Consider the following 14,384-nt stretch of genomic DNA (forward strand, 5'->3'; position numbering starts at 1 on the left):
AGCGACTCCGGATATTCTGGAGTCGCTGTCCTCGTGATGAATGAGCCATGAAGCTTTCCTCGCAAGACCTGAAACTCGCACTGCCGTTCTGGTTGTCGGTGCTGTTCGCGGACTCGGCCGGGGCCGCTCTGGCTGACGAATCGACGCAAAACCCCGAAGGCTTTCTGGACGGTGCATCGTTGTCGGTGCTCAGTCGGAATTTCTACCTCAACAGTGACTATCGGTCACCCTCGCCTGCGGGCAAAAACTATAAACAGGAATGGGCTCAAGGCTTTATCGGTGCTTTTGAATCCGGACTCACACCCGGTACATTTGGATTTGGCCTGGATGCCCATGGGTTTCTGGGGCTGAAGCTCGATGGCGGCAAGGGCCATTCCGGGACAGGACTGCTTCCAGTCGATGCTGATGGCCGCAGTGAAGATAACTACTCCAGCGGCGGCGCGGCGTTGAAAATCAGGGCCTCCCGAACCACAGTGGCCTTCGGTGAAATGATGGTGGAAACCCCGGTGTTCGACACCGCGGACAAACGCCTGCAACCGGAGTACGCCACGGGCTTTCTGCTCAACAGCCGTGAAATCGACGGTATGAATCTGGTGGCCGGTCACTTCACGGCGTTCAAGAACCAAGACAGTTCTTCAAGCAAGGACGACTTTTACGGCTACGGCGTCAACACCGAGGCGGGTGGCATCTCGTTTCTCGGCGCTGACCTGTTCACCCAGAGTCCCGTCGGAGGAGCGCTCTACGCTTCCGAGCTGACTGACACCTGGCATCAGTACTACGGCAACCTGCACCTGAAACAATCCGGCATGTTCTTGGACGCCAATGTCTATCACACGCAGGACACCGGCCAGGCGCTGGCCGGCGCGATCGACAACACGGCGTTCAGCCTGTCGGGCAAATACACTCACGATGCTCACGCGTTTACGCTGGCTTATCAGAAAATCAATGGCGACACGCCCTTCGATTTTGTCGGTGGCGACTCCATCTACCTCGCCAACTCGATCAAGTACGCCGACTTCAACGGCGCCCGCGAACGTTCCTGGCAAGCACGCTACGACCTCGACCTGGGCCCCTACGGGATTCCCGGGCTGAACTTCATGACCCGTTATGTGAAAGGAAACCAGATCGACGGCACCCATGCGCCCAAGGGGGGAGCCTACAACCCGTTCGACGAGACGCTCGGTGAGTACGTACCTCAACAAGGGGACGGCGGGCGGCATTGGGAGCGGGACATAGACCTGCGCTACATCGTGCAATCCGGATCGGCCAAGGGCTTGTCCCTGCAACTGTCCCATGTGTCGCACCGGGCCAATAGTGCACAGGCCGGCGATGATATCGACAGGATCTACGTCGTTATCCAGTACCCGCTGACCTTCGGGCACCTCTGACAAAAAATGGCGGAAGGCAGCCGGAGTCGAACCTGCCCGGGAACGGATGCCGTCCCCAACCGGGTTTGAAGCCCGGCCGCGCCACCGGGCGCGATTGCCTTCCTTGAAGTCAGTGGTCGGTGTGTTGGGCCAAGGCATTGTCGAGGCGGATATGGCGCTTGTCGCCAAACCGTCGCGTCAGGCCGATCCGGTCGAAGTATTCGAGAATCTGGATGCAGCGCTTGCGACCCAGGCCCACCGTGTCACGAAACGCCGTGACCTGAATCACCGGGTTTTGCGCGGCCAGTTGCACAAGCATAGCCGCCAATCGGCGGATCATCGTGTCGGTGTAGAACAGGTCACGGACGACTTGATGCACCAATCCCAGCCTCGCCATTTTGCACAGTAGCAAGCGCACGGCCGCCTCGTCATGGTCAAGGTCGCGCACCCAAGGCGGATCAAAACCAGCCTGTTCGAACAACGGTTGCAAGTGTTGCCACAGGGCTTCGTCGTCTTCGCTCAAACGCACCTGATGATCGGGCAAATGCAGCCATGGCCCGCTGGCGACAATGGCCCCGCTGGCGAGTAACTCGTCGAGCAGACTGATGAATGTCGGACGCTCCAGCGCTGTGCCGGTGAACCGCCGCAGGCGATCCCGGTCCGGGCCCATTTGATCCGGTTCCAGTTGATGAAAACGTGCGAGGTGTTCCAGCAACGGGGCTTTCAGCGCTTCCCAGCGGGTTGCACTGAACAGCAATGGACCTTGGCGGGTGTCGATCAGGCGCACGTCATCGGGCAAAACCCATGTATTGCGGGGGCGGTTGAACTGACGCTCCAGACGCTGCGGATCGAGCCCGGTGTCGCTGTTGGCCAATAACGCCGGCAGGCAGTCTTCCAACTCTTTGCGTGTGGCGAGGGCGTGTAGCTGCGCCAGCCGCTCGGGACTTCGCCGTTGCCGGGTCGGTGCAAACGGGTCGAGCACCCGCGCGCCGCCCAGGGTGCGTTGGGCGCTCTGGTCACGCAGGATCAACGGATCGCCCTTCACTACCTGCACCGGCGCATTCAGCAGCAGTTGCGCGAACATCCGTTCACCTGGCGCCAGGCGGGCGCCTTCCAGCAACGCCACCCGCCCAGTCACGTCCTGAGTCCCCACGTGAACGTGCACGGGTTGAAAGTGCTCGAAAGCTTTGGGTTCGCTGGCTAACAATTGCAGGTCGACATCCACTCGCTGGGTCGGCGCGTACAGCCACTCGGCCAGCAGCCAGTGACCGCGATGAATCTGCTCCAGAGCCAAGCGTTCGGCACTCAGGTTCAACGCCACTCGCTGTCCGGCCATTGCGACTTCGGCGACCCGATTCAGCGCATGCAGGCCGCGCACACGCACGGGTTTGCCCTGCGGGCCGAGTATCAGCGTATCGCCCACCGCCACCACGCCAGACAACGCAGTGCCGGTCACCACGATACCGACGCCGGCCACGCTGAAGGCACGATCGATCGCCAGGCGAAAACCGCCGATGGTGCTGCGTTGAAAGACTTCACGCTGCGCCTCGAGCAAGGCTTGTCGCAGAGGCTCGATGCCCTCCCCAGTCACACTCGACAGCGCAATCAGCGGCGCGTTGGCATAAGGTCCCGGCGCCAGTAATGTCTGTATCTGTTCGCGAACAGCTTCCACTCTGGACGGTTCGACCCGGTCGCATTTGCTGATCGCCACCAGTGCCCGAGAGATGCCCAGCAGTTCAACGATGGCCAGGTGCTCGCGGGTCTGCGGCATGACGCCGTCGTCGGCCGCGACCACCAGCAACACCAGATCAATGCCTTGAGCCCCCGCCAACATGTTGTGGGTGAAGCGCTCATGACCGGGCACATCGATAAAACCGGTCAGGGGCGCTTGCGGTTCCAACGCCGCGTACAGGTAGCCGAGGTCGATGGTCATGCCGCGTTCACGTTCTTCCCGGCGACGGTCGCCGACCTGGCCGGTCAGGGCCTGGAGCAAGGCTGTCTTGCCGTGGTCGATATGCCCTGCGGTGCCGACGATCACTCTGCGGCTCCTGCAATTTGATCGAGTTGCGCCAGCCACGCCGGCTCATCGTCCAGTTGCCGCAGATCCAGCCACAGCGCATCGTCATCAATGCGCCCGAGCACCGGAATCGGCAACGCACGCAGGGCCGCTTCCAGCCCGTGCAGCTGCCGTCCGCGAAGACGTTTGGGCGCGTTCGGTCGCAGGCATAAAGCCGCACTCGGCAATCGCGCCACCGGTTGGCTGCCGCTGCCGATCATGCTCAGCGCCGGTACTGCGCTGACGCTCCAGCCGTCGCCCAAGACTTTGGCCAGCGAGGGTTGCAGGCGCTCAGCCTGAGCGAGGATGTCCGCCTGGGGTCGGGTCAGCAGGCGCAAACTCGGCAGCCGTTCGGCCAGTCGATCAGGATCGCGGTACAGGCCCAACACCGCTTCGAGGGCGGCCAGGGTCAGTTTGTCGACCCGCAAGGCGCGCTTGAGTGGATTCTTCTTGATCTTCGCGATCAGGTCTTTGCGGCCGACGATCAACCCGGCCTGGGGGCCACCCAGTAACTTGTCGCCGCTGAAGGTGACGATGTCGGCACCATCGATCAGCGCCTGGCGCACGGTCGGCTCGGCGGGCAAGCCCCAGCGCGTCAGGTCCAGCAGGCTGCCGCTGCCCAGGTCTTCAAGCAGTGGCAAGCCGTGTTTATGCGCGAGTTGCGCCAACTCAGCGGTCGGCACCCGCGCGGTGAAGCCTTCGATGTTGTAGTTGCTGGCATGGACGCGCATCACCAAACCGCTACGTGGGCCGATGGCCGCTTCGTAATCGCGGGCATGGGTGCGATTGGTGGTGCCGACTTCGTGGAGCCTGACCCCGGCCCTGGCCATGATGTCGGGAATGCGGAACGCGCCACCGATTTCGATCAGTTCGCCCCGGGAAATGATGCCTTCCTTGCGTGCGCCCAGGCTGTTCAGCGTCAGCAACACCGCGGCGGCGTTGTTGTTGACCACCGTCACCGCCTCGGCGCCGGTCAGCTCGCGGATCAGGCCTTCGATCAGGTCGTCACGGTCGCCGCGCTTGCCGCTGCGCAGGTCGAATTCCAGATTGAGTGGATAACGGGCCGCCATCTGCACCGCTTCGATGGCTTCCTCCGGCAACAACGCTCGCCCCAGATTGGTGTGCAGCACCGTGCCGGTGAGGTTGAATACCCGGCGCACGTTGCTGCGATGCTGAGTGGCCAAGCGTTCGCCCGCCCTGCCCGCCAACACTTCAGGCGTGATCTCAATGGCGTTGAGTTGCCCTGAAAGCACCGGTTCACGCAAGTCATCCAGCAATTGCCGCAAATTGGCCAGCAACGCGTCACGCCCATATCGCTCTGCCAGCGGTTGGCAGGCGGGATGGCGCAACAGACTGTCGATGGAAGGTAGCCGCAGAGCCTGGCTGGCGGATCTGGAAGACATCAGGCGCTCCCGCAAACGTTGACCGTAGCGCCTGAGTGTAGCCGCTCAGCTCAAAGGGATAGCTCAGTCACCTCCGGGTGCAAGCAGAAGATTAGGCGCCGGACGCTGGTAGCCTTCCTGCTCCAGGCGCATGTCCAGCAGCAGGCTGGTCAGGTCCGTCGAGAGCGCTTCGGCCTCGGCGTCGTTTTCCAGGTAAAGCAGTTTCAAGTAGCAATGGCAGCCAGGACAGACTTCCGCGCGCAACGGGGCCTGGTTGGCGGCGTAGCGGTCGTCATCGAGGCTGACGTATTCAAGGCCTTTGCTTTGTTCGCAATACACGCATTTGACCCGCACCACATGCCATTCGCAGGCACACAGCGAGCACACCAAATACCGCAAGCCGTTGTACTTGCCGCGATGGCGAATCACCCCGGCCATGGCCGGCGAACCGCAGGCCGGGCATTGACTGAGACTGTCGCCGGGTTTCAGCGCAAGGTCCGGTGTACTCAGCAGCCAATGACTCCAGGCCACTTGCAACGCTGCGCCGAGAAACGGCACCACGGCGGCGGGCAGCAGGGTGAACTGGCCGCTGACCAGCGCAATCGCCCAGGCCTTGAGTTGCCCGACTTTGGCGCTGCGCAAGGTCGCCACGGCTTTTTCCACGGCAGGTTGCGGCGGTGGCTGGTAACGCTGCAACAGCGCTTCGAGGAACGGCAGCCAATCGTCCTCGCGCACCAGACTGTCGGCGGCGAACGGCGGCAAGCCGTGTTGCTGGCACACGCGCAGGCGTTCGGCATCTGGCATGGCGGCCACGGGCGGATCGTCCATCAAACCCTGCTGCACGTGGCACAGGCCGGTCACCAGCCGCAGGTAATTGGCCAGTGGATGCCCGTCGAACAGACGCTCCAGGCGCAAGGCGCGCAAGGTGAACAGGTTTTTCGGAGGCAGGTGCAGAAACGGCGGTGAACTCGCCGCCGCTTCGATCTCGCCAGGCTCAAGAATCGTCGCCAAGGGGTTATCCTTTTTTGCTGATCGACCGGTCGGGGTGCTCGTCTCGGGTCACTTCGCGGTACCAGAGCTCATGGTGTTTTTTCGCCCAGGCGCGGCTGACCCGGCCATGCAGCATGGCGCTGACCGAACCCTTGATCCAGATGCCGGCGTAGATGTGAACAATGATGCTCAGCACCAGAATGAAACCCGCCAACGCATGCAGCAGCATGGCCCAACGAATGCTGGTGATGCCGAAGTACTCGCTGAAGTACGCGCGCCAGATCACCAGCCCGCTGAACAACAGCACCAGCATGCAAATCAGCAAGGTCCAGAACAGCAGCTTCTGTCCAGGGTTGTACTTGCCGATGGGCGGCACGCCCTCCTCCTCATTCTTGATCACCCGCCCGACTCGCCGCAGCCACAACCGGTCGTTGCTGATAAAGAAGTTCGCCCGAAAGAATTGAATCACCAATCCCAGGAACAGCACGAACATCACTACGCCCATGAACGGATGCAGGATGCGCGTCCACGGCCCACCGCCAAACAGATTGCTGAGCCAGAACAGTGCCGGGTGGAACAACGCCAGCCCCGACAGTGCCGCCATGAAGAAAAAGATCGCCACCAGCCAATGGTTCGTGCGCTGGTTTGATGTGTAGCGAAGGATCGGTTTGTCGTTCATGGCCTGTCCTCCCCCTTCGGATCATAGGTGTGCACCGATGGATCGATTTCATGCACGGCGGGATCGGGGATGCTCGGGTGTTCGTCCTCCTCGACCAGCTGCGGCCCGATGCGCACGTAGTGGAAGAACCCGGCCAGCACCGCCAAGCCCATGGCCAGCAACCCCAAGGGTTTGCTCACGCCTTTCCAGAGGTCCACCAGCGGACTGATCGCCGGGTGATCCGGCAACCCGGCATACAACCTGGGTGTGTCGGCATGGTGTAGCACGTACATGACGTGGGTGCCGCCAACGCCTTCGGGGTCATACAACCCGGCGTTGTCGAAACCGCGGCTCTTGAGGTCGACGATTCGTTCGGCGGCGTGTTCTTTCATGTCATCCTTGGTGCCGAAAACGATGGCGCCCGTCGGGCAGGTTTTTACGCAGGCCGGCTCCAGCCCCACCGCCACCCGGTCCGAGCACAACGTGCATTTGTAGGCCTTGTGATCCTTTTGCGAGATTCGCGGGATATTGAACGGGCAACCGGTGATGCAATACCCGCAGCCGATGCAATGGTCCTGGTCGAAATCGACGATGCCATTGGCATGCTTGATGATCGCCCCCGGGCTCGGGCACGCCGCCAGGCAACCGGGCTCGGCGCAGTGCATGCAGCCGTCCTTGCGAATCAGCCACTCCAGATTGCCGGCGTCGGTTTCGTGCTCGGTGAAGCGCATCAAGGTCCAGGTTTCTGCGCTCAGGTCTTGAGGGTTGTCGTAAGTGCCGAGGTTGTGGCCGACATCGTCGCGCAGCTCGTTCCATTCCGAGCAGGCGACTTGGCAGGCCTTGCAGCCGATGCACTTGGTGGTGTCGATCAGCTTGGCCACTTCCTCTTGATTGCGTACCGAGGACGGCACGGTCGTGGTGGCCGAACGGGCGATGATGTCTTGGCTGGCCATTTAGACTTTCTCCACGTTGACCAGGAATGACTTGGATTCCGGGGTCTGAGTGTTGCCATCGCCGAGGAACGGCACCAGGGTGTTGGTCAGGTAACCGTGACGCGTGAGGCCGGTAAAACCCCAGTGCAGCGGGATACCGATCTGGTGCACCACCTGATTGTTGACCTGCAACGGACGAATCCGCTTGGTCACCACCGCCACTGCTTCTATATGCCCGCGCTTGGAACTGACACGGACCCGGTCGCCGGCCACGATGCCTTTCTCCTTGGCCAGCACTTCACCGATCTCGACGAACTGCTCGGGTTGGGCAATCGCGTTGAGCTTGCAATGCTTGCTCCAGAAGTGGAAATGCTCGGTCAGCCGGTAGCTGGTGGCGGCATACGGATAGTCCTTGGCCACGCCTAAGGAATCCCACACCGAATCGAAGATCCGCGCCGCCGGGTTGCTGGTGGCTTTCTTGTTTTCCGGGTGCAGCGGGTTGATGCCGATCGGCGTTTCGAACGGCTCGTAATGCTCAGGGAAAGGCCCTTCGTTCATCTTGTCGACCGCGAAGAATCGCGCCACGCCTTCGGGATTCATGATGAACGGATTCATCCCGGCTTCCGGTGGCGAGTCGGCCTTGAAGTCCGGCACATCGGTGCCGCCCCAGACTTTGCCGTTCCACCACACCAGGCGTTTTTTCTCGTCCCACGGCTTGCCTTGCGGGTCGCACGAAGCGCGGTTGTAAAGAATCCGTCGGTTCGCCGGCCAGGCCCATGCCCAGCCCTGATGTTGCTTCATGCCATACGGATCGCTGTTGTCGCGCCGGGCCATCTGGTTGCCCGCCTCAGTCCAGCTGCCACAGAAAATCCAGCAACCGGAAGCCGTGCTGCCGTCGTCCTTGAGCTGGCCGAAACCGGCCAGTTGCGCGTTGCCCTTGATCGCCGCGCCGGTAGCGTCGGTGAAGTCGGTGGTGGCATAGCCGTTGATTTCCTTGGCCAGTTCTTCCGGCGAAGGCTCCTCGGCAATTTTGTAGGGCCAGGACAGTTTGAGGATTGGCTCGGCATAAGCACCGCCGTTGGCCTGGTAACGCTGGCGCAAACGGATGAACAGCTCGCTCATGATCCGCACATCAGTGCGCGCTTCGCCAGGGCCGTCGGCACCTTTCCAGTGCCATTGCAGCCAGCGGCTGCTGTTGACCAGCGAGCCGTCTTCTTCGGCGAAACAGGTGGTGGGCAGGCGAATCACTTCGGTCTGAATGCCGGCAGTTTCGACATCGTTGTACGGCCCGACATTGCGCCAGAACTCCGAGGTCTCGGTGGACAGCGGGTCCATCACCACCAGCCACTTCAGCTTGGCCAGCGCCGCCATCACCCGGTTTTTGTCAGGCAACGCGGCGATGGGGTTGAAGCCCTGGCACATATAGCCGTTGACCTTGCCCTGGCCCATCAGGTCGAACACTTTCAGGATGTCGTAGTTCGGGATGTCGAGTTTCGGCAGATAGTCATAAGCCCAGCGGTTTTCGAGCGTGGCATTCGTGCCGTACCAGGCTTTCATCAAGCTGACGTGGAATTTGCTGTAGTTCTGCCAGTAGGACAGCTGCCCCGGACGCAACGGCATTTGCGTGCGCTTGGTGATGTAGGCGGTGTAATCCTGCTCCGCATCCTGCGGCAAGGTCAGGTAGCCCGGCAGCGAATTGGACAGCAAACCGAGGTCGGTCAGCCCCTGGATGTTGGAGTGTCCGCGCAAGGCATTGACGCCCCCGCCCGGCATGCCGACGTTGCCCAGCAGCAATTGCACCATGGCCGCGCTGCGAATGATCTGCGAACCGATCGAGTGCTGCGTCCAGCCCAGCGCGTAGAGAATCGTCATGGTCTTGCCCGGTTGCGAGCAGGTGGCGATTTCTTCCCAGATCTTCTTCATCGCGTCCACGGGCATGCCACAGATCTGGCTGGCCAGTTCCGGGTTGTAACGGCTGTAATGGGTCTTCATTAACTGATAGACGCAGTGCGGATCTTGCAGGGTCGGGTCGACCTTGACGAAGCCGTCATCACCGAGTTCATAACCCCAGCCGGACTTGTCCGTGTAACTGCGTTTGGCCACGTCGTAGCCGCTGAAGATTCCGTCCTCGAAGCCATAACCGGCTTTGACGATGAACGACACGTCGGTGTAGTTGCGCACGTACTCGTGCTGGATCTTGTCTTCGGTCAGCAGGTAATTGATCAGCCCGCCCATGAAGGCGATGTCGGTGCCGGTGCGAATCGGCGCGTAATAGTCGGCCACCGAAGCGGTCCGGGTAAAACGCGGATCGACCACGATCAAGCGTGCCTTGTTGTGCGCCTTGGCTTCGGTCACCCATTTGAAGCCGCACGGGTGCGCTTCTGCTGCGTTGCCGCCCATCACCAGGATCAGATTCGCGTTACCGATATCGGTCCAGGTATTGGTCATGGCACCACGGCCGTACGTCGGGGCAAGACTTGCCACCGTCGGGCCGTGTCAGACACGCGCCTGGTTATCAAACCCCAGCATGCCGAGACTGCGAATGACTTTGTGGGTGATGTAACCCGCTTCGTTGGACGCCGCCGAGGCCGCGAGGAAACCGGTGGTCAGCCAGCGGTTTACCGTTTGGCCCTGGGTATTCTTCTCGATGAAGTTGGCGTCGCGGTCGGCCTTCATCAGGTCGGCGACGCGATCGAGCGCTTCATCCCAGGAGATCCGCGTCCACTCGGTGGTGCCGGGTTTGCGCACCTGTGGATACTGCAGACGGCCGGGGCTGTGAATGAAGTCCAGCAGGCCGGCGCCTTTGGGGCACAGGGTGCCGCGGTTGACCGGGTGGTCGGAATCGCCTTCGATGTGGATGATGTTTTGCGCGACGTTCTTGGCGGCATCGCCCTGGCTGTACATGATCACGCCGCAGCCGACCGAGCAGTACGGGCAGGTGTTGCGGGTTTCATGGGTGTGGGCAAGCTTGAAGTGGCGCACCTGCTCGGCGAAGGCAGTCGCGGGGGCCATGCCCAGCGCGCCGAGGCTCGAGCCCGCAAGGCCGATACCAGCGACCTTGAAGAACTGACGACGGTTGAGGTCCATCGTGCACTCCTGTCAGGTGGAGACCCGGTAGTTTTGCCGGGTTTTTCTGGACAAACACGGTTGCGGCAGTCTGGCTGCCGACACTTGAAACTGTAGACAATGCAGCAGCAAGTTGTGCGAAAACCGACCGTCGGCGGCGTTGCGGTTCATTCTGTCGCCACGGATCGACCTGGCGATTATCATTGCCCCACGTTCAACCACGCTTTTTATGAGACTGAGCATGACTTTCGATTTTGATCAGGTGTTCGACCGCCACAACACCGGCAGTACCAAATGGAGCCGTTACCCGGCCGACGTGTTGCCGATGTGGGTGGCCGACATGGACTTCTCCGCGCCGCCGGTGATCATCCAGGCCCTGCAAAAACGTCTGGAACACCCGATGCTCGGCTACAGCGTGGCCCAGGATGACTTGCGCAATGCCATCGTCGCCGACCTGTGGAACAAGTACGCCTGGCGCGTATTGCCTGAGGAATTGATTTTCCTGCCGGGCGTGGAGTCGGGGTTCAACATGGCGCTGAATGCGCTCGTCCAGCCGCAGCAGAACGTTGTGGTTCAGGTTCCGAACTACCCGCCGCTGCGTCATGCGCCGGGTCACTGGGGGTTGAACAAGGTTGAACTCGAATTCGACGCGTTGGCGGACGGCACTTACGCCACGCCACTCGATGCCTTGAATCGGGCGCTGACCGGTGGCGGTGCGCTGCTGCTGAGCAACCCGCATAACCCGGTGGGCAAAGTCTTCCCGCGGGAAGAACTGCAAGCGGTTGCCGACATCTGCCTGGAGCAGGACGCCTGGATCATCTCTGACGAGATTCATGCCGAGCTGTGTTTCGACGGTCGGGTGCACATTCCAACGGCTTCCCTGAGCCCGGAAATCGCCAAACGCACCATCACGCTGATGTCGGCGAGCAAGGCCTACAACATTGCCGGTCTGAAGACGTCTTTCATGATCATTCAGGACTCGGCGTTGCGTGCAAAGGTCAACCACGCCCGCTGCGGCATGGTCGACAGCGTCAACCCGTTGGGCATGGAAGCGACTCGCGTCGCCTACAGCGAAGGCGGCCCTTGGCTGGCCGGGTTGAAGGCGTATCTGCAAAACAATCGGAATTATCTGGTGGAAGCGGTCAACACACGACTGCCGGGTGTGACCATGAATATCCCGCAAGGCACGTATCTGGCGTGGCTTGATTGCTCGGCGCTGGGACTGGATAACCCTCAGCAGTTTTTCCTTGAACAAGCCAAGGTCGGGTTGAGCCCTGGTCTGGATTTCGGCGATAACAGCAAACAATTCGTGCGCCTGAACTTCGGCTGCCCACGGGCATTGCTGGAAGAAGGCATTGCGCGGATGGAGCGCAGTTTGCTCAATCGCAAAGCCTGATGATGATCGTTCCCACGCAGAGCGTGGGAACGATCACGCAGCCCCCCCCCCCTGAAATCCAACCGAACTCAAGGCAAAACACCAGGGTCAACCCTTTGACTCTTCTGCCTTGCGAACGGAGATTTCCCAATGACTGCCTATCCAAAACCACCCTTCCCGAAACAAAGCCAGCCCGTCCCCGGTTCCCAAAAGAAAATGGACCCGTACCCCGACTGTGGCGAACAAAGCTACAAGGGTTCAGGCCGACTGGACGGCAAGATCGCGCTGATCACCGGCGCCGACAGTGGCATCGGTCGCGCCGTAGCGATCGCCTTCGCCCGTGAAGGCGCGGATGTCGCCGTCGCCTACCTCAATGAACATGAAGACGCGCAGGAAACCGCACGCTGGGTCGAACAGGCCGGCCGGCAGTGCCTGTTGCTGCCCGGTGACCTGGCGCAGAAAGCGCACTGCCAGGCCCTGGTGGACAAGACGGTCGAACGCTTCGGCCGCATCGATGTGCTGGTCAACAACGCCGCGTTCCAGATGACCCACGAACACTTCGAGGACATCCCGGACGAAGAATGGGTGATGACCTTCGACGTCAACATCACCGCCATTTTCAGGCTCTGTCAGGCCGCGTTGAAGCACATGAAACCCGGCAGTTCGATCATAAACACCAGTTCGGTCAATTCGGACATGCCCAAACCCACTCTCCTGCCTTACGCCACGACCAAGGGTGCGATTGCCAACTTCACCGCTGGCCTGGGGCAGATGCTGGGGCCGAAGAACATTCGGGTGAACTGCGTTGCACCGGGGCCGATCTGGACGCCGCTGATTGTCTCGACCATGCCGGATGAAGAGGTTCAGAACTTCGGCGGTCAAACCCCGCTTGGACGGCCGGGTCAACCGGTGGAAGTGGCGCCGATTTATGTGTTGCTGGCGTCGGATGAGGCCAGTTACATCACGGGGCAGCGCTATGGAATCACCGGTGGCAAGCCGATGCTTTAAGCCAGAACTGAAGCCGCTGCCGAAGGCTCGGATTCGGCAGCGGCTTCACGACGACTCTTGAGCAATCACCGATATCTTGCCGTTGCGCTCAAGGATCGCGAACTTGATTTGCTCAAGGGTTTCGATGCCCTGACTCGAGCGTGCGGCCTCCATGATGTCGGCCTCGATCAATCGCGCGTGGCGCAGGCGTTTGTGCAGCACCTTGCCGTTCTCGACGATGATCGTCGGCCCACCATCAATCAACTGCGATACCCATTGCGAGCGCTGTTTGAGCAGCGACAGGCCGACGTCGATGACAATCAGCGTGACGATCACCAGCATCGAATTGGTCAGGGAAAAGTCATCGCCCAGCAACGCCTGTTGCGTCGCCTCACCGATGATCATCAACAGTAAAAAATCGAATGTCGTCAACTCCGCCAAAGAGCGTCGACCGGCGATCTTGAACAGAACCATCAGCGCCAGATACATCGCGGCCGCGCGCAATACCGAGTCCATAGGTCACATAAGGGAAAATGAATTGATCCAGGTTCACGGGCATGGCGCCGGGCGATGCAATGCGGCTGCGAAACAGTCCCAGCCCATCGCCGCGCAACGTCAGATAAAGGTTTGCCTGGCCCTGAGCGTCGGTTTGCACCCACATCTTCATGCCCTGCCCAGCACTGATGGCGCGCAGGGGTTGCGGTTGCAGGGTTTCTATGTTGAAACCGTCCAGCAGCGCCCCGCTCAGTTCCAGCTCAATCGTGGCATTGGGCGCACCGCTTACGCTGATCTGCATCGGGTTGGACGATCCGTGGCGGTGGAACATTTCGTATTGCACCCGGACCTTGCCATCGTCGCCGTGAACGTCCCGGCTGCTCAGCGGCCCGCGTGAAAACAGACCAAGCAGCGCCAGTAATACCAACAGCACCAGGATGAACCAGCCCCAACGCTCGAATCGCCAGACCTTGAGCTGATGCGCCATGTCTTCGCGTACGGGATAGTCGCGGCTGTGGTAATCGGTATGGCCGGATTCATCGTTCATCGAGTGTGCCCTGCCCTTGCTCACCGGCCAATGCCCGTTGATGGAAATGCGGCAGCAACTTCAACGCGTGCTCCGCGGCCAATAACTGAACCTCACTGCGTGTACCGGAAAACCGCAGTTGTCGGCTGAAGACACATCGCCCCTGCCTGGTCTGATAGGCCCAGGCGAAACAAATGGTGCCGGCCGGAATGCCATCGACGTCTTCCGGGCCGAGGATGCCGGTGGTCGCCACGGCGACATTGGCCGTGCTGTCGCGCAGCGCACCCAACGCCATTTCCCGAGCGACTTCGCAACTGGTGAGGTTGAACCTTTCGATCGTCTCGGGGCTGACGTTGAGCAACCGTTGCTTCGCCTCGGGGGAATAAACCACATAGCCGCTTTCGATCAGTTCTCCGCTGTGCGGGACCTCAGCCAGCAGCGTGACGATTTTTCCGGCCGTACAAGACTCTGCGGTGGTCAACAGCAGGTCGTTTTCACGCAAATACTCGACCACGGTTTGGCTGATGCTCATGGCAAATCATCCAGACAG

12 protein-coding genes and 1 tRNA gene are annotated in these 14,384 nt (G+C 60.9%); 3 read left to right on the top strand and 10 right to left on the bottom strand.

The genetic code is table 11. The features are described 5' to 3' along the window. The first annotated feature begins 47 nt into the window (after nucleotides 1-47). Complete coding sequence (locus ACMXYI_RS22260; RefSeq protein WP_415769098.1) at nucleotides 48-1,388, top strand: OprD family porin; 1,341 nt, start codon at nucleotides 48-50, stop codon at nucleotides 1,386-1,388. Between the two features lie 7 nt (nucleotides 1,389-1,395). Here ACMXYI_RS22260 and ACMXYI_RS22265 read toward each other — a convergent pair. From ACMXYI_RS22265 to fdnG, 7 genes are all read right to left on the bottom strand, one after another. Continuing rightward, nucleotides 1,396-1,491: transfer RNA gene (locus ACMXYI_RS22265), tRNA-Sec, on the bottom strand. Between the two features lie 6 nt (nucleotides 1,492-1,497). Continuing rightward, nucleotides 1,498-3,405, bottom strand: coding sequence for a selenocysteine-specific translation elongation factor (gene selB / locus ACMXYI_RS22270; RefSeq protein ID WP_415769099.1), 1,908 nt, complete (start codon nucleotides 3,403-3,405; stop codon nucleotides 1,498-1,500). Next, the gene (gene selA / locus ACMXYI_RS22275) at nucleotides 3,402-4,826 is read right to left on the bottom strand and encodes an L-seryl-tRNA(Sec) selenium transferase (RefSeq protein ID WP_415769100.1); all 1,425 of its coding nucleotides are present in this window, start codon (nucleotides 4,824-4,826) and stop codon (nucleotides 3,402-3,404) included. The genes selB and selA overlap by 4 nt, the downstream gene beginning before the upstream one ends. A 63-nt stretch (nucleotides 4,827-4,889) precedes the next feature. Then, complete coding sequence (gene fdhE / locus ACMXYI_RS22280) at nucleotides 4,890-5,816, bottom strand: formate dehydrogenase accessory protein FdhE (protein ID WP_415769101.1); 927 nt, start codon at nucleotides 5,814-5,816, stop codon at nucleotides 4,890-4,892. Nucleotides 5,817-5,820: 4 nt separating this feature from the next. Continuing rightward, complete coding sequence (locus ACMXYI_RS22285) at nucleotides 5,821-6,474, bottom strand: formate dehydrogenase subunit gamma (RefSeq protein ID WP_415769102.1); 654 nt, start codon at nucleotides 6,472-6,474, stop codon at nucleotides 5,821-5,823. Then, nucleotides 6,471-7,406, bottom strand: coding sequence for a formate dehydrogenase subunit beta (fdxH, locus tag ACMXYI_RS22290; protein ID WP_415769103.1), 936 nt, complete (start codon nucleotides 7,404-7,406; stop codon nucleotides 6,471-6,473). Before fdxH ends, ACMXYI_RS22285 begins: the two co-directional genes overlap by 4 nt. After that, nucleotides 7,407-10,472 carry a formate dehydrogenase-N subunit alpha gene (fdnG, locus tag ACMXYI_RS22295; protein ID WP_415769104.1) on the bottom strand — a complete coding sequence of 1,022 codons (3,066 nt, stop codon included), beginning with the start codon at nucleotides 10,470-10,472 and terminating at the stop codon, nucleotides 7,407-7,409. Nucleotides 10,473-10,692: 220 nt separating this feature from the next. Between fdnG and ACMXYI_RS22300 the strand changes: the two genes are divergently transcribed. Next, nucleotides 10,693-11,847 carry a MalY/PatB family protein gene (locus ACMXYI_RS22300; RefSeq protein WP_415769105.1) on the top strand — a complete coding sequence of 385 codons (1,155 nt, stop codon included), beginning with the start codon at nucleotides 10,693-10,695 and terminating at the stop codon, nucleotides 11,845-11,847. 129 nt (nucleotides 11,848-11,976) lie between these two features. Beyond that, nucleotides 11,977-12,834: an SDR family oxidoreductase gene (locus tag ACMXYI_RS22305; protein ID WP_415769106.1), complete on the top strand. Its 858-nt coding sequence runs from the start codon at nucleotides 11,977-11,979 to the stop codon at nucleotides 12,832-12,834. Nucleotides 12,835-12,879: 45 nt separating this feature from the next. Here the strand turns inward: ACMXYI_RS22305 and ACMXYI_RS22310 are convergent, their stop codons facing one another. From ACMXYI_RS22310 to ACMXYI_RS22320, 3 genes are read right to left on the bottom strand one after another with little or no spacing between them, the layout of a single operon-like run. Then, on the bottom strand, nucleotides 12,880-13,302 hold the full coding sequence (locus ACMXYI_RS22310; RefSeq protein WP_415769107.1) for a DUF421 domain-containing protein: 423 nt from the start codon (nucleotides 13,300-13,302) through the stop codon (nucleotides 12,880-12,882). Beyond that, on the bottom strand, nucleotides 13,205-13,855 hold the full coding sequence (locus ACMXYI_RS22315; protein WP_415769108.1) for a hypothetical protein: 651 nt from the start codon (nucleotides 13,853-13,855) through the stop codon (nucleotides 13,205-13,207). Before ACMXYI_RS22315 ends, ACMXYI_RS22310 begins: the two co-directional genes overlap by 98 nt. Further along, nucleotides 13,845-14,366: a CinA family protein gene (locus ACMXYI_RS22320; RefSeq protein WP_415769109.1), complete on the bottom strand. Its 522-nt coding sequence runs from the start codon at nucleotides 14,364-14,366 to the stop codon at nucleotides 13,845-13,847. The genes ACMXYI_RS22315 and ACMXYI_RS22320 overlap by 11 nt, the downstream gene beginning before the upstream one ends. Between the last annotated feature and the right edge of the window lie 18 nt (nucleotides 14,367-14,384).

Origin of the sequence: Pseudomonas lyxosi, from assembly GCF_047758685.1 — a bacterium.
Taxonomy (GTDB): domain Bacteria; phylum Pseudomonadota; class Gammaproteobacteria; order Pseudomonadales; family Pseudomonadaceae; genus Aquipseudomonas; species Aquipseudomonas lyxosi.

What these genes read in the sequence shown, in the direction of transcription:
- ACMXYI_RS22285 (WP_415769102.1), bottom strand. Translation starts at nt 6,474, where the DNA reads ATGAACGACAAACCGATCCTTCGCTACACATCAAACCAGCGCACGAAC.
- ACMXYI_RS22315 (WP_415769108.1), bottom strand. Translation starts at nt 13,855, where the DNA reads ATGAACGATGAATCCGGCCATACCGATTACCACAGCCGCGACTATCCC.
- ACMXYI_RS22300 (WP_415769105.1), top strand. Translation starts at nt 10,693, where the DNA reads ATGACTTTCGATTTTGATCAGGTGTTCGACCGCCACAACACCGGCAGT.
- ACMXYI_RS22305 (WP_415769106.1), top strand. Translation starts at nt 11,977, where the DNA reads ATGACTGCCTATCCAAAACCACCCTTCCCGAAACAAAGCCAGCCCGTC.
- ACMXYI_RS22320 (WP_415769109.1), bottom strand. Translation starts at nt 14,366, where the DNA reads ATGAGCATCAGCCAAACCGTGGTCGAGTATTTGCGTGAAAACGACCTG.
- ACMXYI_RS22260 (WP_415769098.1), top strand. Translation starts at nt 48, where the DNA reads ATGAAGCTTTCCTCGCAAGACCTGAAACTCGCACTGCCGTTCTGGTTG.
- fdxH (WP_415769103.1), bottom strand. Translation starts at nt 7,406, where the DNA reads ATGGCCAGCCAAGACATCATCGCCCGTTCGGCCACCACGACCGTGCCG.
- selA (WP_415769100.1), bottom strand. Translation starts at nt 4,826, where the DNA reads ATGTCTTCCAGATCCGCCAGCCAGGCTCTGCGGCTACCTTCCATCGAC.
- ACMXYI_RS22310 (WP_415769107.1), bottom strand. Translation starts at nt 13,302, where the DNA reads ATGTATCTGGCGCTGATGGTTCTGTTCAAGATCGCCGGTCGACGCTCT.